20 protein-coding genes, 3 tRNA genes and 1 other RNA gene are annotated in these 19012 nt (G+C 25.9%); 10 read left to right on the forward strand and 14 right to left on the reverse strand.

What is annotated here, in order from left to right:
* Positions 1-11: 11 nt before the first annotated feature.
* A tRNA-Leu gene (locus H0H50_RS00490) sits at positions 12-94 on the forward strand.
* On the opposite strand, the gene H0H50_RS00495 is transcribed toward H0H50_RS00490, so the two are convergent.
* The 3 genes from H0H50_RS00495 to fabD are packed head-to-tail and all read right to left on the reverse strand — an operon-like array spanning position 95 to position 3207.
* Positions 95-1345: a citrate synthase gene (locus tag H0H50_RS00495; protein WP_185867230.1), complete on the reverse strand. Its 1251-nt coding sequence runs from the start codon at positions 1343-1345 to the stop codon at positions 95-97. It abuts the tRNA gene before it with no gap.
* Between the two features lie 49 nt (positions 1346-1394).
* Complete coding sequence (locus H0H50_RS00500; RefSeq protein WP_185867231.1) at positions 1395-2330, reverse strand: GYDIA family GHMP kinase; 936 nt, start codon at positions 2328-2330, stop codon at positions 1395-1397.
* 16 nt (positions 2331-2346) lie between these two features.
* Positions 2347-3207, reverse strand: a complete 861-nt coding sequence (gene fabD, locus H0H50_RS00505; protein WP_185867232.1) for an ACP S-malonyltransferase — start codon at positions 3205-3207, stop codon at positions 2347-2349.
* A gap of 30 nt (positions 3208-3237) precedes the next feature.
* Between fabD and H0H50_RS00510 the strand changes: the two genes are divergently transcribed.
* Positions 3238-4005: a TatD family hydrolase gene (locus H0H50_RS00510; protein ID WP_185867233.1), complete on the forward strand. Its 768-nt coding sequence runs from the start codon at positions 3238-3240 to the stop codon at positions 4003-4005.
* Between the two features lie 17 nt (positions 4006-4022).
* Here H0H50_RS00510 and fumC read toward each other — a convergent pair whose 3' ends face one another.
* Complete coding sequence (fumC, locus tag H0H50_RS00515) at positions 4023-5408, reverse strand: class II fumarate hydratase (RefSeq protein ID WP_185867234.1); 1386 nt, start codon at positions 5406-5408, stop codon at positions 4023-4025.
* Positions 5409-5593: 185 nt separating this feature from the next.
* Between fumC and H0H50_RS00520 the strand changes: the two genes are divergently transcribed.
* Positions 5594-5920: an FtsB family cell division protein gene (locus H0H50_RS00520; protein WP_185867235.1), complete on the forward strand. Its 327-nt coding sequence runs from the start codon at positions 5594-5596 to the stop codon at positions 5918-5920.
* On the opposite strand, the gene mnmG is transcribed toward H0H50_RS00520, so the two are convergent.
* The gene (mnmG, locus tag H0H50_RS00525; RefSeq protein WP_185867236.1) at positions 5901-7775 is read right to left on the reverse strand and encodes a tRNA uridine-5-carboxymethylaminomethyl(34) synthesis enzyme MnmG; all 1875 of its coding nucleotides are present in this window, start codon (positions 7773-7775) and stop codon (positions 5901-5903) included. The genes H0H50_RS00520 and mnmG overlap by 20 nt on opposite strands.
* Positions 7776-7782: 7 nt before the next feature.
* The gene (gene ybeY / locus H0H50_RS00530; RefSeq protein WP_185867237.1) at positions 7783-8199 is read right to left on the reverse strand and encodes an rRNA maturation RNase YbeY; all 417 of its coding nucleotides are present in this window, start codon (positions 8197-8199) and stop codon (positions 7783-7785) included.
* Between the two features lie 45 nt (positions 8200-8244).
* Here ybeY and H0H50_RS00535 point away from each other — a divergent pair, with 45 nt between their 5' ends.
* Both H0H50_RS00535 and H0H50_RS00540 read left to right on the forward strand, forming a co-directional pair.
* Complete coding sequence (locus tag H0H50_RS00535) at positions 8245-8946, forward strand: CDP-alcohol phosphatidyltransferase family protein (RefSeq protein WP_185867238.1); 702 nt, start codon at positions 8245-8247, stop codon at positions 8944-8946.
* Positions 8947-8951: 5 nt separating this feature from the next.
* Positions 8952-9719, forward strand: a complete 768-nt coding sequence (locus H0H50_RS00540) for a 3'-5' exonuclease (RefSeq protein WP_185867239.1) — start codon at positions 8952-8954, stop codon at positions 9717-9719.
* Between the two features lie 4 nt (positions 9720-9723).
* On the opposite strand, the gene htpG is transcribed toward H0H50_RS00540, so the two are convergent.
* From htpG to rpmB, 5 genes are all read right to left on the reverse strand, one after another.
* Positions 9724-11568: a molecular chaperone HtpG gene (gene htpG, locus H0H50_RS00545; protein ID WP_185867240.1), complete on the reverse strand. Its 1845-nt coding sequence runs from the start codon at positions 11566-11568 to the stop codon at positions 9724-9726.
* A 92-nt stretch (positions 11569-11660) separates the two neighbouring features.
* Positions 11661-12605: a signal recognition particle-docking protein FtsY gene (gene ftsY / locus H0H50_RS00550; protein WP_185867241.1), complete on the reverse strand. Its 945-nt coding sequence runs from the start codon at positions 12603-12605 to the stop codon at positions 11661-11663.
* A 9-nt stretch (positions 12606-12614) separates the two neighbouring features.
* The gene (locus H0H50_RS00555) at positions 12615-12770 is read right to left on the reverse strand and encodes a DUF4295 family protein (RefSeq protein WP_185867242.1); all 156 of its coding nucleotides are present in this window, start codon (positions 12768-12770) and stop codon (positions 12615-12617) included.
* A gap of 12 nt (positions 12771-12782) precedes the next feature.
* Positions 12783-12965 carry a 50S ribosomal protein L33 gene (gene rpmG, locus H0H50_RS00560; RefSeq protein WP_185867243.1) on the reverse strand — a complete coding sequence of 61 codons (183 nt, stop codon included), beginning with the start codon at positions 12963-12965 and terminating at the stop codon, positions 12783-12785.
* Between the two features lies 1 nt (position 12966).
* A complete protein-coding gene (rpmB, locus tag H0H50_RS00565) occupies positions 12967-13194 on the reverse strand; it encodes a 50S ribosomal protein L28 (protein WP_185867244.1) in 228 nt (75 codons plus the stop codon).
* Positions 13195-13291: 97 nt separating this feature from the next.
* Between rpmB and H0H50_RS00570 the strand changes: the two genes are divergently transcribed.
* From H0H50_RS00570 to H0H50_RS00580, 3 genes are all read left to right on the forward strand, one after another.
* Entirely contained in the window at positions 13292-14002 is a 711-nt protein-coding gene (locus H0H50_RS00570) for a YebC/PmpR family DNA-binding transcriptional regulator (protein WP_185867245.1), read from the forward strand.
* Positions 13996-14321, forward strand: an RNA gene (gene rnpB / locus H0H50_RS00575) — RNase P RNA component class A. Before H0H50_RS00570 ends, rnpB begins: the two co-directional genes overlap by 7 nt.
* Positions 14322-14405 (forward strand) — tRNA-Ser (locus tag H0H50_RS00580).
* Positions 14406-14419: 14 nt separating this feature from the next.
* Here H0H50_RS00580 and H0H50_RS00585 read toward each other — a convergent pair.
* From H0H50_RS00585 to rho, 3 genes are all read right to left on the reverse strand, one after another.
* Positions 14420-15583, reverse strand: a complete 1164-nt coding sequence (locus tag H0H50_RS00585) for a DNA recombination protein RmuC (protein WP_185867246.1) — start codon at positions 15581-15583, stop codon at positions 14420-14422.
* A 43-nt stretch (positions 15584-15626) separates the two neighbouring features.
* Positions 15627-15699, reverse strand: a tRNA-Met gene (locus tag H0H50_RS00590).
* Between the two features lie 54 nt (positions 15700-15753).
* Positions 15754-17334, reverse strand: a complete 1581-nt coding sequence (gene rho, locus H0H50_RS00595; RefSeq protein WP_185867247.1) for a transcription termination factor Rho — start codon at positions 17332-17334, stop codon at positions 15754-15756.
* Positions 17335-17630: 296 nt separating this feature from the next.
* Here rho and H0H50_RS00600 point away from each other — a divergent pair, with 296 nt between their 5' ends.
* On the forward strand, positions 17631-17888 hold the full coding sequence (locus H0H50_RS00600; protein ID WP_238784204.1) for a DUF4293 family protein: 258 nt from the start codon (positions 17631-17633) through the stop codon (positions 17886-17888).
* A gap of 48 nt (positions 17889-17936) precedes the next feature.
* The gene (gene prfA / locus H0H50_RS00605; RefSeq protein WP_185867249.1) at positions 17937-19010 is read left to right on the forward strand and encodes a peptide chain release factor 1; all 1074 of its coding nucleotides are present in this window, start codon (positions 17937-17939) and stop codon (positions 19008-19010) included.
* Positions 19011-19012 lie beyond the last annotated feature (2 nt).

Here is a 19012-nt window from a genome sequence, read left to right on the forward strand (position 1 = left end):
CAAACCAGTAAGTGGGCGTGGTGAAATGGGTAGACACGTCAGAATTAGGATCTGATGCCTATTAGGCATAAGGGTTCGAATCCCTTCGCCCGCACTAGTTTTTTATATTTCTTTTTTTGTATCCTATATAAATTTGTCTAGGTCTACCTATAGGATCTCTATTTGATTTCATCTCTTTCCAATGAGCCATCCATCCTGGTAATCTACCTAAAGCAAACATAACAGTAAACATATCTTTTGGAATACCTATAGCTTTATAAATAATTCCGGAATAGAAATCAATGTTAGGATACAGTTTCTTTTCTACAAAATAAGGATCCTGAAGTGCATTTTCTTCAAGATTTTTTGCCAATTCCAATATTGGATCATAAATTCCTAATTTTTGAATAACATTTTCAGCTACTTTTTTAGCTATTTTAGCTCTAGGATCAAAATTTTTATAAATCCTATGTCCAAATCCCATGAGACGAAATGGATCTTTCTTATTTTTTGCTTTTTCTATCCACTTTTTTATATTCCCTCCACTATTTAAAATAGCTTCTAACATTTCAATTACAGCTTGATTAGCCCCTCCATGTAATCTTCCCCAAAGTGCGCTCATTCCTGCAGATATAGACGAAAATAATCCAGCATGAGCAGAACCTAACAATCGAACGGTCGTTGTGGAACAATTTTGCTCATGATCAGCATGTAATATTAAAAGTTTATTCAAAGCATCCGCAATAATCGGATTTTGTTCATAAGATTTATTAGGAATAGAAAAAAACATTTTTAATAAATTGGAAATATAATCAAGATGATGATCTGCATGAGAAGGAGGTAATCCAACTTTTTTTCTGTAAGTTAAAGCAGCTAATATAGGTAATTGAGCTATCAAGTGAAGATACATGTCTTCTTCCTGTAAACAATTTGTAAATGCATCTAAAATATAAGTAAGAGAAGACAAAATCCCCATTGGATGATAAAAATTAGGAATATTATCAAGTATTTGACTTATTTCTCTATGAATATAATTAAATTTTTTTATTTTTTCAGAAAAAGACTTGAGTTGTGCAGTGTTAGGAAGTTCTCCATTTAAAATAAGATAACTTGTTTCTATAAATGAACATTTATTAATAATTTGTTCAATAGGATATCCTCTATATAAAAGTTCTCCTTTTTCTCCATCTATAAAACTAATAGAGCTTTTGGTTATTCCTGTATTTTTAAATCCAGGATCAAATGTTATAAAACCTGTATTTTCTCTTAATTGAGAAATATTAATAGCTTTTTCATAAAAAGTTCCATAAATTACAGGAAGTTGGTAATGATATCCATTGATATTAAAATTCACGACACTGCACATAATAAATTAATTAATAAATTTTTTAAATATATAAAATAAAATGTAAATTTTATATTTTATAAATCATTTCGTCAAATGAAATAAGTGTATCAAATCCTTTCTTAGAAAAATAATTTTTCATTCCTTTTCTATAACTTATCAAAACAAAATCTCCTCCCCAAGCACCTAGACTTTTTACTACTCCTATATAATCTGGAAAATATACTTCTTTAACAGTAGGAAGTTTCAGTATTTTGGATATAATATTTTCATGTTGTAGCAATAATTCTTCGAATTCTTTTAAAGTTTGACAAAAAGGAATTTTATGAGTTATATAAGATATAGACTCAATATTTTTATCAGATATATTAGATATATTAGAACGAAAAAATCGTATTTCATCACAAGTATTCTGTTTTTTATTAAGATGGAGAAAAAAAAGTTGATCTTTGAATGGTGGATTAAATTCTATAGGAATAATATGAGGTTTATTATTCCATAGTTTATAAATTATGGGCTTTGAACTTGAAACACAAGCTATATCATACCCACTACCTGGAAAATAGTTACCTAATAACATATAAGGATTTATTTTAGCCCATTTAGCTATGTTATTAATTAAAGTAGAACTACTGCCTAAACCCCAATTTCTTGGAAATTCCAATTGTGTTTCAACATATATTCCCAATGAATTAGGAAGAAAATTTTTTTGAATTTTTTTTGATTTTAATAATATGTTTCTTAGTTTAAGAGCTGTATTTTTTTCTGTTTCATAACAAATATCTAAAGAAGGAAGTTTAAAGATTCCTTCAAACCAAGGTTTATTAATTTCATCATAACATTTCCAATGTAAAATAGAAGATAAATTATGTCTAAAGATAGTTAATGATTGTCCTTTCACTGTAGGTAGAGCTAATCCACAAGCTCCACACAGAATAAAATATTCTCCTGTTAGCAGGAGTTTTCCATGACTATAAAAAAAATGTTTATATCTATGTCGATGCATTATGGACTTATATTTTTTAGGTAGATTTTCTTAAAATTTTTTTAATTAAACCTTGTAAAATATTTCCAGGTCCTATTTCCGTAAATGTACTAGCGCCATCATCCATCATATTTTTTATAGATTGTTTCCATTTAACTGGATAAGTCAATTGTTCTACAAGATTATTTTTTATATCAACAGATTTTATGACGGGAAGAGCCGTTACATTTTGATAAATTGGATATTTAGAATTTTTAAAATAAATTTTATTTACAATTTTTTTAAATTTTTTCTGAGCTGGTTTCATAATCGGAGAATGAAAAGCTCCATGAACAGGAAGAATAAATATTTTTCTAGCCCCTATTTTTTTGAGAAAAGAACAAACTCTTCTCAAAGCTTGAATTTCTCCGGAAATTACTAATTGTTCAGGGCTATTATAATTAGATGGAACTATAATTCCATGATCTTTTTTACAAGCATCTTCTATCATAGAATCATTTAACCCAAACACTACTGCCATTCCTCCATGAGTTGATTCACAAATATCTTGCATAATTGAAGCTCTTTGATTCACTAATTTTAATCCATCTTCAAAAGAAAATACATCAATTGCAGCTAAAGCAGATAATTCACCAAGAGAATGGCCAGCAACCATATCCGGTTCAAAATTATTTGATATTTTTGCTTTTATAACTGAATATATATAAATTGCTAATTGTGTGTATTTTGTATTTTTTAAAATATCCATAGATCCCTCAAACATTACAGATGTGATTCGAAAACCTAAAACTTCGTCAGATAATTGAAATAATTTTTTTGCTAAATGAGAATTTTTGTATAAATTTTTTCCCATTCCTAAAAATTGAGATCCTTGACCAGGAAATAAATAAGCTTTCATAAAATATTTTGATTTAAAATTAATTTTTATATGAAAATTACTGATACTCATACGCATTTATACATGAAAGAATTTAATGAAGATATTAATTTTGTAATACAAACAGCCTTTCATCAAGGAATCAATAGATTTTTACTTCCTTCTTTAGATAGTTCCACTGTACCTAATATATTAAAATTAGAAAAAAAATATCCTAATGTATGTTTTCCCATGATAGGATTGCATCCGAATAAAGTTTATCCAAATAGTTTAGAAAAAGAATTGAAAAATATTGAAACTTGGTTATATAACCATCCCTTTATTTCTATAGGAGAAATTGGAATGGATTTATATTCGGAAAAAAAGTTTGTTTCTGAACAAGAATATGCTTTTCAAATTCAAATACAATGGGCTAAACAAAAAAAATTACCCGTTGTTATACACTGTAGAAAAGCTTTTGATAAAGTTTTTCATATTTTATCAAAAGAAAAAAACTCTTCTCTGAAAGGGGTCTTTCATTGTTTTTCCGGAACTTTGGAACAAGCTCAAAAAATTATTGATCTTGGAATAAAACTAGGTATTGGAGGAATGATTACTTTTAAAAACAATAATGTTAATCTTTTTTTACATAAAATAAGTCTGAATCATATTGTATTAGAAACTGATTCTCCTTATCTTTCTCCACATCCTTTTAGAGGAAAAAGAAATGAACCAAAAAATTTAAGAATAATTTTAAAGAAATTATCACAAATTTATTCTACTTCAGAAGAAAAAATATCAGATATCATTCATTTTAATGTAGAAAAATTATTTTTTTGAAAAAAAATAATTCAAATTCACACCATTTTGGATGGATTAACTAATTTTTCAAATTCATCAACAGTTAAATATCCTAATCGAATCGCTTCTTCTTTTAATGTACTATTATTTTCATAAGCATATTTTGCAATTTTTGCTGATTTTTCATATCCAATATGAGTATTAAGAGCTGTAACTAACATTAAAGATTTATCTAAAAATTCTTTAATTCTTTGATAGTTTGGTTTTATTCCTCTAACGCAAAAAGAAGAAAAAGAAGTACAAGCATCTGCAAGAAGTTGGGAAGATTGTAAAAAATTATATGCCATTAGCGGTTTAGCTACATTTAATTCATAATTTCCTGAAGATCCAGCCATAGAAATAGCCATATCATTTCCTATAATCTGAGTGCAAACCATAATCATTGCTTCACATTGAGTCGGATTTACTTTTCCAGGCATAATAGAAGATCCGGGTTCATTTTCAGGAATATAAATTTCTCCAATTCCTGAACGTGGTCCAGAAGCTAAAAAACGAATATCATTTGATATTTTAATTAAAGAAACAGCTATTTGTTTAAGAGCATTATGAGATTCTACTATAGCATCATGAGATGACAATGCTTCAAATTTATTTTTTGCTACTTTAAAAGGTAAGCCAGTATATTTACATATATATTCGGTCATTTTGATATCATACTTTTTAGGAGCATTCAACCCTGTTCCTACAGCTGTTCCTCCTATAGCTAATTCAGAAAGATGATCTAAAGTTTTTTTAATAGCATTCAATCCATGATCTATTTGAGATACATATCCAGAAAATTCTTGTCCTAAAGTAATAGGTATAGCATCCATCAGATGGGTTCTACCTATTTTAATAACATTATGAAATAATTCAGATTTTTTTTTCATAATTTTTTTTAATTTCTGGATAGAAGGAATAGTTCTTTTTACTAATTTTTGATAAGAAGCTATATGCATTGCTGTAGGAAAGGTATCATTAGATGATTGAGACATATTTACATCATCATTGGGATGAATATAAGAAGGAGAATTTCCTAGTATTCCTCCCATTAAAACATGAGCTCTGTTAGAGATAACCTCATTTATATTCATATTGGTATGGGTCCCTGAACCGGTTTGCCATATAACTAAAGGAAATTGATCATCTAACTTTTTATCTATAATTTCATCACAAACTAAGGATATCATATCTTTCTTTTTTTTAGATAAAATCCCCAATTCAAAGTTAACATGAGCAGCTGCTTTTTTTAAAAGTCCAAATGCATGAATAATTTCTATTGGCATAGAAGATTCTGTTCCTATTTTAAAATTGTTTCTAGATCTTTCTGTTTGTGCCCCCCAATATTTATTTACAGGGACTTTAACTATTCCCAATGTATCTTTTTCTGTTCTATATGTCATTGTCCTATTTTTTTGCGAAATTATATAAAATTATAATTAGTCTATGATTATTAAATTTATAGGATTTTTACTTTTTTTACTCATGACGATATCTGGTTTCTGGTGTATATTTTTTTTATCTTTTTTCAGTATTTATTGGATTATGAGTATATTAATTAACATATTTTCAGTACGTTTTAATAAGTATGAAAAAAGAAAAAAAATACGAAATACTTAAAAATAAATACTTTTGGATTAGTCTTTTTTTCTTTATATGGATGTCTTTTTTTGATTCCAATTCTTTAATGTTACATTTTAAATTTAAAAAAAGTATTCAGGAAATGACATTCAATAGAGATTTCTTGAAAAAGAAAATTTCATCAGAAGGAACTCAATTAAAAAAATTAACAACAGATTCTAAATATCTTGAGAAATTAGCAAGAGAAAAGTTTTACATGAAAAAAGAAGATGAAGATTTATTTATTGTATCCCGAAACAATAGTATTCACAATTTTAACGTCCCATATAAATAAGTAAAATACTTAAATCTGAAGGAGATATCCCACTAATTCTTGAAGCTTGAGCTAGTGATATAGGACGATAATAATCCAATTTTTCTCTTCCTTCTGAGGAGAGAGATTTAATTGATTTGTAATCAAAGTCATTCGGAATTCTAATATTTTCTAATCTTAATAATTTTTTTGCATTTTCCTTTTCTCTATCTATATATCCTTTATATTTAATTCTAATAGAAACTTGTTCTAATATTTCCTGTGAAAAACCATTTTTTTTAATTTCTTCCATCAAAAATGGAACGCATATAATATCTTTAATATCAATTTCAGAACGAGATAAAATAGTTTTTATTTTTTTATTGTGATAGATTTTAGGAGAATTTTTCCTATGTAATATAGGATTTATAGTTTTTGGATCAAAATTATTTTTTTCAAAAAAATACATACATTTTTCTATCTTAGATTTTTTTATATCTAGCATCCTCATTTTATCTTCTGAAATTAAACCTATATTGTATCCCATAGGGGTCAATCTTTCATCAGCATTATCTTGTCGTAATAACATTCTATATTCAGCTCTAGAAGTAAACATTCTATAAGGTTCTTCTGTTCCCTTTGTAATCAAATCATCTATCAAAACTCCAATATAAGCTTGATTCCTTTTTAGGATAAATGGTTCTTTTTGATGAATTTTTAAATGAACATTAATTCCTGCCATTAATCCCTGAGCGGCCGCTTCCTCATATCCAGTTGTTCCATTAACTTGTCCAGCAAAAAAAAGGTTTTCTATAATTTTACTTTCTAAAGTTACTTTCAATTGTTCTGGAGGAAAGAAATCATATTCAATAGCATATCCAGGTTTCAATATTTTTACTTTTTCAAAACCTGAAATTTTTTTTAAAGACTCATATTGTATTTCTTCTGGAAAAGAAGTAGAAAAACCATTTACATACATTTCTACAGTATTCCATCCTTCTGGTTCAACAAATATGGTATGTTCTTTTTTATCCGAAAATCTAAAAATTTTCTCTTCTATAGATGGACAATATCTAGGACTGATCCCTTGTATAGATCCTGTATAAACTGGAGAATGATTAAAATTATTACGTATAAAATCATGTACTTTTTGATTAGTGTAAGTAATATAACATTTTAGTTGTTTTTTCAATTTTTTTTTGTTGTAAAAAAAAGAAAATTTTTTTGGATTTACATCTCCATTTTGAGATACCATTTGATCATAATTTAAAGAACGTCCATCTATTCTTGGAGATGTCCCTGTTTTCATTCTTCCAAATCTAAATCCAAAATTTTTAGTTAATTGTTCCGTGATTCCTCTAACTTCTTTTTCAGCTATTCTTCCTCCATTAATTTTTTTTTCTCCAATATGGATTTTCCCATTTAAAAATGTACCATTTGTAAGTATGACTGATTTTGCTTTAATTTTTAATCCAAAAAAAGTTTTGACTCCTTTAATCTTATATTCTTCTATTATTAAAGATGTCACTGTATCTTGGTATATATCCAATTTAGAATTTCTTTCTATAAAAAGTCTCCAATAATAAGAAAATAATTTTCTATCACATTGAGCCCTAGGACTCCACATAGCAGGGCCTTTAGATTTGTTAAGCATTCTAAATTGAATTGTACTAGAATCTGTAACAATTGCAGAACCTCCTCCTAAAGCATCGATTTCTCTAACAATCTGTCCTTTAGCAATCCCTCCTATAGCTGGATTACATGACATTTGACCTATAGTTTGTAAATTGGTAGTAATAAGTAAAGTTTTTGATCCCATCTTAGAAGAAGCATAAGCGGCTTCTATTCCCGCATGACCTCCACCAACTACAATTACATCATATATATCTAAAAACATGGTTTTTTTAAAATTGAAATAAATTTAAATAAAACTCTTCTTTTTTTTTCATAATTTTTTTTTCCATATAATTATGATCATTATATCCTAAAAAATGTAATACAGCATGTATCATTACACGTTTTAATTCATATATAAAAAATTGATTCCATTGTTTGGAATTATCAAAAACACGATCTACACTAATAAATATATCTCCCGAAATACTTTTATTGATAGAATAATTAAATGCCAATACATCCGTATAAAAATTTTTTTTCAAATATTTTTTATTCATATCTAAAAGATAATTATCAGTACAAAAAATATAATTAATATTTCCAATATACATACCTTCATTATTTAACAAAATACAGATATCCTTGATTAATAAAGATTCTCTTTTAATATGAAAATTAGAAATTTCATAAAATAGTTTTATCATTATAAAATAATATTTGTTACTTTAGAACAATTTTTATTACACATTTTGATTACAATAAAAATAATTCCTAATATATTAACTTTATCAAATCTGTTTTGTGGATGTATTTCTATAATATTTTTACGATCAAAAAACTTTGATTATTCAGCTATTGCTACTTTATTTTCAATAATTTTTGATTTTTTGGATGGTTTTTTTTCTAGATTAACAAAAAATGAAAATCCATTTGGAAAAGAGTTAGATTCTCTAGCAGATATGGTTTCTTTTGGAATAGTTCCGTCTATAATAGTTTTTAGTTTATTGGAAAAAAAGTCTCCTATTCCATTTATTGAGTATCTTGCTTTCTTGATTTCTATTATTTCTGCATGTCGTTTGGCTAGATTTAACATAACACCTCATAAAAACTATATTAAGGGTCTAACAACTCCTATAAATGCTTTATTTTTTTCTTCTTTATCTATTATAATTACAGATCACCATGTTTTTTTTTTCAAAAAAAAAATGATATATATTATTACAATGCTTTTTATTATATTTCTTTCCTGTTATTTTTTACTATCCAAGATTCCAATGTTTTCTTTCAATTTTGAAGATTTTTCTTGGAAAAAAAATAAAATGCGTTATTTCTTTTTATTGATTAGTATATTTCTTTTATTAACTTTACATGTAGTGGCTTTACCATGCATTATTATTTTTTACATAATAATCTCAATCTGTTTTCATAGATTAAAAAAAAATTCATATTAAAAAACATGAAATTAAAACTTTATCGTCCTATTTGTTTTTTTGATATAGAAGCAACAGGAATCAACATCGGGAGAGATAGAATCATAGAAATATCCATATTAAAAATATTTCCGGATGGGGATCAAGAAGCTAAAACTTGGTTAATTTGTCCTGGAATTCCTATTCCTCCGCAATCAACAGCTATTCATGGTATTAAAGATGAAGATGTGAAAGGAAAACTTAAATTTAAAGATGTAGCTTTTTCTATTTTTAGAATGATTGAAAATACAGATCTAGCTGGATATAATTCTAATAGATTTGATATTCCAATTTTAGCCGAAGAAATGCTTCGTGCAGGAATGACCTTTGATATTAAAAAACATAAAACTATAGATATTCAAGTTATATTTCATAAAATGGAACCTAGAACCCTTTCTGCTGCTTATAAATATTATTGTAATAAAGAGCTTATAAAAGCCCATAGTTCTAAAGCTGATACATTTGCTACATACGAAATATTATTAGCACAACTAGAAAAATATGATAACTTAAAAAAAGATGTTAAAAGTCTCAATCAATTTTCTCATCAAAAAAATATAGCAGATCTTGCTGGATTTATAAAAATAGATGAAGAAGGAAATGAAATATTCAATTTTGGAAAATATAAAGGAGAGAAAGTTTTTGAAATTTTTGAAAAAGATCCTAATTACTATGGATGGATACAAAATTCAGATTTTCCCTTATATACAAAAAAAATATTTACAGGGATTAAATTAAAAAAATTTAATAAATAAATATCTATTCTTGAACAAGATCTTTTAATTTTTTTGATATAAAATCTGTAAGATTTTTTCCATCTAGTAAATTTTTAGATAGAAGTGTTAAATTTAAAGCTTCTTGTATGATTTTTTCCCTTTTTTCTTTTGATGTTTCTTCTAATATTTTTTTCATCAAAACATGGTTTGTATTTACTATCAATTGATAATATTTTTCTTTATTTTTTATATCTTTTCCTATAGAAGAATTCATTTCTTTTATTCTTCTTAAAAATTCTGGAATGATAATTAAAAAAGGATTATCTTTTATGGATAAATTTTCTAATTGTATGGAAAATTTAAAATTTTTGATTAAAAGATGCTGATCAAGAAGATTTTTTAAATCTTGTTTTTCTTTTTCAGAAAGTTCTGAATAAAGTTTATCCTCTTTTTTATAATTAATTAACTTATCAATATGATCTGAATCCACTCGAACAAAGCAAATATCTTGATAAGAAAATTCGAGTTTTTGTATTAAATGAACTGAAAGTGGACTGTCAAAAATCAAAACTTGATAAGATCTATCTTTTGCCTCTTTGATATAACTATATTGTTTATCTTTATCTGATGAATAAAGAAAAACAATTTTTCCTTCTTTATTTTTTTGGGTTTCTTTTATTTTTTCTTTAAACTCTTTCAGAGTAAAAAAATTATTATCTATAGTATAAAAAACAAAAAATTTAATAGCTTTATCAAAGAAATTTTGCGCACTAATCATTCCATACTCTACTATAATTTTGATATCTTTCCATTTTTTTTGAAAATTATCTCTATTTTTTATAAACATAGAGTCTAATTTATCAGCTACTTTTCTTGTTATATATTTAGATATATTTTTAACAGATATATCAGATTGTAAATGAGAACGTGATACGTTAAGAGGAATATCTTTAGAGTCTATAACTCCTCTTAATAAGCTAAGAAAATCTGGAACAATACCCTCCAAATTATCCGTAATATAAACCTGGTTTTGATACAAATGAATTTTATCTTTTTGGATATCTATTCTTTTTTCTATTTTAGGAAAATATAAAATTCCTGTTAAATGAAAAGGATGATCTATATTGAGATGTACCCAAAATAAAGGATCTTCCAATTGATTTGGATATAACTCATGATAAAAATCTAAATAATTTTTATCGTTTAATTGAAGTGGATTTTTTTTCCAAGCAGGATCAATATTATTGATAACAATTTCTTTATCATCTTTATCTGATAAAGAAATTGTTATCGGCATAAATTTACAGTATTTTTGCAATAATTTTAAAATACGATCATGTTCTAAAAATTCTTTATTTTCTTCATTAAGAAACAAAACAATTTCTGTCCCTCTATCTTTTTTTTCAATTTCATTCATAATGAAATTTGGTGTCCCTTCGCATGACCAAAATATGGATGATTCGTCTTTTTTGTAAGATTGAGTTAATATAACAACTTTATTCGCTACCATAAAAGAAGAATAAAAACCTAAACCGAAATGTCCAATAATATTAGAATAATCCGTTAAATTTTTATATTTTTTAATAAATTCTTCAGCTCCAGAAAAAGCGATTTGATTAATATACTTATTTATTTCTTCTTTAGTCATCCCTACACCATTATCCCTAATATGAAGAGTATTATTTTTCTTATCTATGAAAACTTTTACTTTAAAATCATCAACGATATCATATAAATTTTCTAATTTGATTATAGTTTTCAATTTTATGACTGCATCTACAGCATTAGAAACTAATTCACGTAGAAAAACTTCTTGATCGGAATAAAGAAATTTTTTAATAATAGGAAAAATGTTATCTGAAGTAACACTAATTTTATTTTTATTCATGGATATTGAATTATAAAATTATTAGTAAAAAATAACAAAAATTATACCGTTATTTTTATATAGACACCATGTCAGGTTTATTCTTTTTCAATTCAAAAAAAACAATCAACAAATTTTTTACCATTAAATTCTTTTAGATCTTGTATATGCTCTCCTATTCCCAAATATTGTATAGGAATTTTAAATTGATCCATAATTCCTATAACCACTCCACCTTTAGCTGTTCCTTCTATTTTAGTTAAAATGATAGAAGAAATTTTAACAAAAGAAGTAAATTGTTTTACCTGTTCAAAAGCATTTTGACCAGTAGTAGCATCTAAAATAAGTATAATTTCATGAGGAGATTCAGGTATTATTTTTTTCATAACTCTACTTATTTTAGAAAGCTCTTCCATAAGATGCTTTCTATTTTGTAATCTTCCGGCAGTATCGATTAGTACCACATCTTTTTTCTTAAATTTTGCCGATTGTAAAGTATCATAGGCTACAGATGCTGGATCCGCATGCATATGTTGTTTTATTAAAGGAACTCCAGCTTTTTTGGACCATATTTCAAGCTGATCAATAGCAGCAGCTCTAAATGTATCTGCAGCTCCTATAACTACATGAAAACCTTTTTTCTTTAAAAAAAAAGCTAATTTTCCAATTGTGGTAGTTTTTCCAACTCCATTTACACCTACTATCAAGATTACATATGGTTTTTGGCTAATTTTGTATATCTTAGTTTCTAAATCTAAACATGTATTTTCAATATTTATAAAAAGAGCTTTAATTTCTTCTTTAAGAACATTATAAATATCTTGTGAATTTATATATTTTTCTTTTTGAATTCTTTCTTCTAAGTTTTTAATAATTTTTATAGTAGTTTGTGTTCCTATATCTGCAGATAATAATATTTCTTCTATATGATCAATAATATTGATATCTATCTCTGATTTTTTCAAAAACAGATTTTTTATTTTATAAAAGAAAGATTCTCTAGTTTTTTTTAATTCATGATTAAATACTTTACTTCTTTTTTTTTTAAGAAAAAACATTATAAATTATTACTTTTTATTAAAAAAAATCTTGATTTCTTCATCAGAAATTATTTTATTTTCAAAGGTATAACAACCTGATTTTTTAGATTTCACTATTTTAATAGCTAATGTCATTTTTTTTGAAGTCTTTTTTTTTTGATTATTTGTTTCCTTTTTAGACATTTATTATTAATTTTATTTAATTTCTTTATGAACCGTATATTTTCTTAATATTGAATTGTATTTTTTTAATTCGATTCTATTCGGAGTGTTTTTCTTATTTTTCGTTGTAATATATCTAGAACTGCCAGATTTACCTATTTTTCTTTGTTCAACACATTCTAGTATAACTTGTATTCTATTTCCTTTTTTTCCCATTTTAATATTTGTATTTAAAACGTTTTAAAACTTTTTCTATTCCTATTTTATTGATGAGCTTGATAATAGAAGTGCAAATTTTTAAAGTAATCCATTTTTTTTCTTTTATCAAAAAGAAACGTTTTTTACATAAATTAATATTAAAACGACGTTTATTTTTATTATTTGCATGAGAAACTCTATTTCCTATCATTGCTTTTTTACCTGTCAACTCACAAACTTTTGACATAATAATTTTTTTCGTTAAATTGTAAAAATGACTAATGACTTAAATATATAACATTTATATATATATATTATATTTTAAAATAAATAAAAGACATTTCATGTCAGGACATAGCAAATGGTCAAATATACAACATAGAAAATTGAATCAAGATTTCAAAAAATCTAAAAAATTTTCTAAAATTCTCAAAGAAATTTATATAGTTGTAAAAGAATCAGGAACTAACAATTCTCGTTTCAGAAATGTGATTCTAAATGCTAAATCAGTCAATATTCCTAAAAGTACCATAGAAAAAGCTATAAAAAAAGCTTTACAAATCAAAAAAAATGATTATAAAAATTTAAATTTAGAAGGATTAATTTACGGAATTAGTATAATTATAGAATGTATAACAAATAATAACATTCGAACAATATCTGACATAAGAACACTTTTTAATAAAAATGGAGGTAGATTATGTAATAATGGTGAACTAATTCATTTTTTTCATAGAAAGGGTGTTTTCTATATCAAAAAAAAAGATATTCATTATTCAATGGAAGATTTTGAACTTATGACAATAGATTTTGGAGCTCAAGATTTTACGATAGATCATAACATGATCTATTTATATACAGATTTTGAATATTTTGGATCTATGAAAAATAATTTGGAAAAATTAGAAATACTCTATAAGTATAAAGTATTACGTATTCCTAAACAGATAAAATATGTTTCAGAAGAAAAAAGAAATAAAGTTTTAGATTTAATGAAAAAACTTCATATGAATAATGATGTAGAAAATATTTACTCAAATTTATATGAAAAGTAGAATGTCCTATCGCATTTTCAATTAATTTATTATTATATATAAATATTGAAAATGAGGAAAGTCCGGACACCGTAGAGCAACACAATGGGTAACACCCATCCATCGTGAGATGAGGAATAGTGCAACAGAAAGAAAGTACAGATTAATTTATTAAATGCTGTAGTGAAATCATGTAAACTCTGTGTGGTGAAATGCCATGTATACCGGAAAACTAGCTCGGTTGAAACTGGGGGGTAGGCAGATTGAGATCATGGGTAACCTAGATCCTAGACAAATGATAGGTTAAAAACAGAATCCGGCTTATAATTCTACTTTTTTTGGAGAGATGGCCGAGAGGATTAAGGCGCACGTCTGGAAAGCGTGTTCACAAAAAGTGTCAAGGGTTCGAATCCCTTTCTCTCCGCTTTCATTTCTATTCTATAAATTTTCTATATCTTTCAGTTTTTTCTCAATCAAGCTGGTTCTAACGCCTAATAATCGATCTATATCTTTGGAAGCCCCTTGTAATTTATTTTGAGCTTGGTGTAATAATAATCCAAATTTTGAAAATTCCTGTTTCACCGTTTCTAAAATTTTCCATACTTCGGAACTTCTTTTTTGAATAGCTAAAGTTCGGAATCCAATTTGTAAACTATTTAATACAGCAGCCAATGTAGACGGTCCTGTTATCACCGTTTTATATTTTCTTAATAATTCTTCTAATAAACTAGAATTTCTTGCAATTTCAGCGTATATTCCCTCAAATGGTAAAAAAAGAATAGCAAAATCAGTAGTGTTTGGAGGATCTATATACTTATCTTTAATATCTTTTGACATTTTTTTAAGTACAGATTCCATATTTTTTATAGCTGCTTCTATATTCTTTTTTTCTCCATTATGATAAGCTTCTTGTACTTTTTGATAAGTTTCTTTTGGAAATTTAACATCAATTGGTAACCATATGATATTTCCGTCTCCAAACCCTGGTAGTTTTATCGCAAATTCTACGACAAAATTTGTGCTAGATTTGGTCACAACATTAGAAGCATATTGTTCTGGAGATAAAATCTGTTGTAAAAGCATTGAAAGCTGCATTTCGCTAAAACTTCCACATATTTTGACATGATTTAAAGTTCTTTTTAAAGAACTCACATCTTTCGCCAAGATCTTCATTTCTCCTAAACCTTCTTGTAAAAATAATAATTGATTTCCAATTATTTCAAATGATTTTCCCAAATGAATATTTAAAGAATTTTGAAGCTTATCATCAACATTTTCTCTTATTTCCTCAAGTTTTTTTTCAATAATTTTAATAAATTTTTCTTGTGATGTATAAATATAATCTAATTTTTTATCTTGATTTTCAATATAAAATTGAACTTTTTTATCAATAACATCCTGAAATATTTTTACAGTTTGTATCAAACCGTCTTTAACTTCAATTAAATAATCACCAATTTCAGTTTTACTATATTTAGATAATTTTTGAATTTCATTCTGCTGATCTTTAAATTCTTTCCTAAAAAAGAATTCCAATTTTCTAAAAAAATATATGCATATGAATAAAATAAAAAAATAAAAAAGTAAAACTGAATAATACATTCAAATCAAAAAAATGAAATCATTTTATGTTATGAGGAAAAAATAGCGGGAATAGGACTCGAACCTATGACCTTCGGGTTATGAGCCCGACGAGCTACCAACTGCTCCATCCCGCGGATATTATATTAATATAATGTTTTTCATTTACAAAATCAAATATAAAAATTTATTTATCCATTCATAGATATTAAGAACTCCTCATTGTTTTGAGTTCTAGCTATTCTAGATCTTAAAAATTCCATAGCTTCTACTGGATTCATATCTGAAAGGTGTTTTCGCAAAATCCACATTCTTTGCAAAGTATTCGTATCAAGTAAAAGATCATCTTTCCTTGTGCTAGAAGAAACGAGATCAATAGCTGGATAAATTCGTTTATTAGCTATTTTCCTATCTAATTGAAGTTCTTTATTTCCTGTTCCTTTAAATTCTTCAAAAATTACTTCATCCATTTTTGATCCTGTATCAATCATAGCTGTAGCAATTATAGATAAAGAACCTCCATTTTCTATATTTCTAGCAGCTCCAAAAAATCTTTTGGGTCTGTGTAATGCATTTGCATCCACCCCTCCAGATAATACCTTTCCAGAAGCTGGAGCGACTGTGTTATACGCACGTGCCAAACGTGTAATAGAATCTAGTAATATAACTACATCATGAGAACACTCTACCATTCTTTTTGCTTTTTGCAAAACAATGTTAGCCACTTTAACATGTCTATCTGCTGGTTCATCAAAAGTAGATGCAATGACTTCTCCTTTTACATTTCTTTGCATATCTGTTACTTCTTCTGGACGTTCATCAATTAATAATATAATTAAATATACTTCAGGATGATTAGCTGCAATAGCATTAGCTATTTCTTTTAATAAAGTTGTTTTTCCTGTTTTAGGAGGAGCAACAATCATTCCTCTTTGTCCTTTTCCTATAGGAGTAAAAAGATCTACAATTCTTGTAGAAAGAGTCGCATTTTTTTCAGCTAATTTAAATTTTTCATTTGGAAATAGTGGAGTTAAATGCTCAAAAGAATCTCTGTCCCTGACAAAAGATGGAGATCTACCATTAATCTCAATAATTTTAATGAGTGGAAAATATTTTTCGCCATCTTTAGGTGGACGAACTTCTCCCCTTATTGTATCACCTGTTTTCATTCCAAAAAGTCTGATTTGAGATTGAGATACATAAATATCATCAGGAGATGATAAATAATTAAAATCAGAAGATCTCAAAAATCCGTAATTTTCTGGCATAATTTCCAATACCCCTTCACTTATTATTATTCCCTCAAATTCGTATTCAGGAGTACGGTATTTATTAGTAGAAATTTTTTGTGATCCGACTTCTATTCCAGGATATGATGATATATTTTGAGTTTCAAATCTATCATTTCTATCATTTTTTTTCCAATTAGAAAAATTTTGATGTTTTTTTTGAAATTTTGTGGATGTTTCTGTTCTAGAACTAGAAATTTTTAAATGTTCTTGAGAAATCAATTTTTTTTTACCATTTATACTTTTATTTTCTGAAAATAAATTTTTAGATTCAGTATTTTTTCGCATTTTAAATCCTTTTTTTAAAGAATTTTCCCTTTTTGAAGGGATAGAAGTGTTTTTATTATTAATATTAATAATGGAAATAATTTTTTCTAGGAGCTCGTTTTTTCGTAATTGTGTACATTTTTTTAATCCTGATGAACGAGCAATTTCCTGTAATTCAAAAAGTTTCTTACTTTTTAATTCAGTAATATCAAACATAAAGTGATTGGGTTTTATATATGTATATGCTTGGTAAGTAATATACTTTTGGTGTAATTAATGTAATAACTTATGAAAAATAACTTAGAAACGATAAATACAATAAATACAATTATACAAAAATTAATTTGAACTTAAATAAATTATAAAAATAATTTAATCTTTACATTATTATGTTATATAGAATACAAACATTATACTTACTTATTTCTATTTTTATTTATTCTGTTTTCATATATTTTTTATCTGATTTTTTATATTTCAATTTGTATTTGAAAAAAATAGTTTTCATTTTTATGATTCCATGTTTATTTTTATCTATTTTAAGTTTTTCCCTTTTTAAGAAAAAAAAAATTCAAATATTTTTGAATAAAATTAATATACTTGCTAATACTATTCATGTCCTATTCCTTATTTTTTCATGTTTTCAATTAAAATTGATTTCTACAATTATGTTTATTCTATTATTTTTTAGTATATATTTTTTATATATGGCTAATAAAGCTATAAGAAAAGATATAGAATTGATAGACTCTATAAATAGAATACGATAAATAAATATTCTTAATTTCAAGAATCTTTATAAAGATAATATTTAAAAAATGAAAAAAATTTCATTAATTCAAAAGTTAGAAGTTTACAAAAAAGAATTTCATGAAATTTCAAAATCAATAATACAACCTGATATTATATCGGATTATAAACAATACAAAACATTATTAAAAAAATATTCCAAATTAGAAAAAATAGTTTCTATTTATGAAGAATACAAAAAAAAATTAGTTCTACTTGAAGAAATTAATTTTGTTTTAGAAAATGATTCAGATACGGAAATAAAAGAGTTTGCTTTAACAGAAAAAAACAAAATTTTGGAAAATTTATCTTCTCTTGAAAGAGAATCTTCTAATTTCTTATCTTCAAAAAAAGAGAATACAACAGAAGATCATAGAAACGCTATTTTAGAACTACGTTCTGGAACAGGAGGAGATGAAGCATGTCTTTTTGTTGAAGATATATTAAGAATGTATACAATGTATTTTAAAAAATCAGGTTGGAAATATAAAATAATACATGCTCAAAAAGGAGGAATTAAAGGATATAAAGAGATTATTTTAGATATCAATGGAGAAGATGGAGTTTATGGTAATTTAAGATTAGAATCTGGAGTTCATAGAGTTCAAAGGATTCCCAAAACAGAATCTCAAGGAAGAGTGCATACATCCGCTATAACCGTTGCGGTTCTTCCTAAAGTAAAAGATATAGAAGTTAATATTAATTTATCTGATATAAAAAAAGATACTTTTAGATCTAGTGGTTCTGGAGGGCAACATGTAAACAAAACTGAATCAGCTGTACGATTAACACATATTCCAAGTAAAATAACAGTAGAATGTCAACAAGAGCGTTCTCAACATAAAAATTTTGAGAAAGCTATAAGTGTATTACGATCACGTATTTATCAGAATGAAAAAGAAAAAAGATTAAAAAAAATATCTATGAAAAGAAAATCTTTGATTTCTACGGGGGATCGTTCTGTAAAAATTAGGACTTATAATTATCCTAGAAATAGAGTTACGGATCATAGAATTCATAAATCTATTTATGATCTTACAGGATTTATGAATGGAAACATTCAAGAAATGATAAACTTCTTAAAGTTATTTGAAAAAAAATAATG

The sequence above is a fragment of the Blattabacterium cuenoti genome (assembly GCF_014252015.1).
Taxonomy (GTDB): domain Bacteria; phylum Bacteroidota; class Bacteroidia; order Flavobacteriales; family Blattabacteriaceae; genus Blattabacterium; species Blattabacterium cuenoti_U.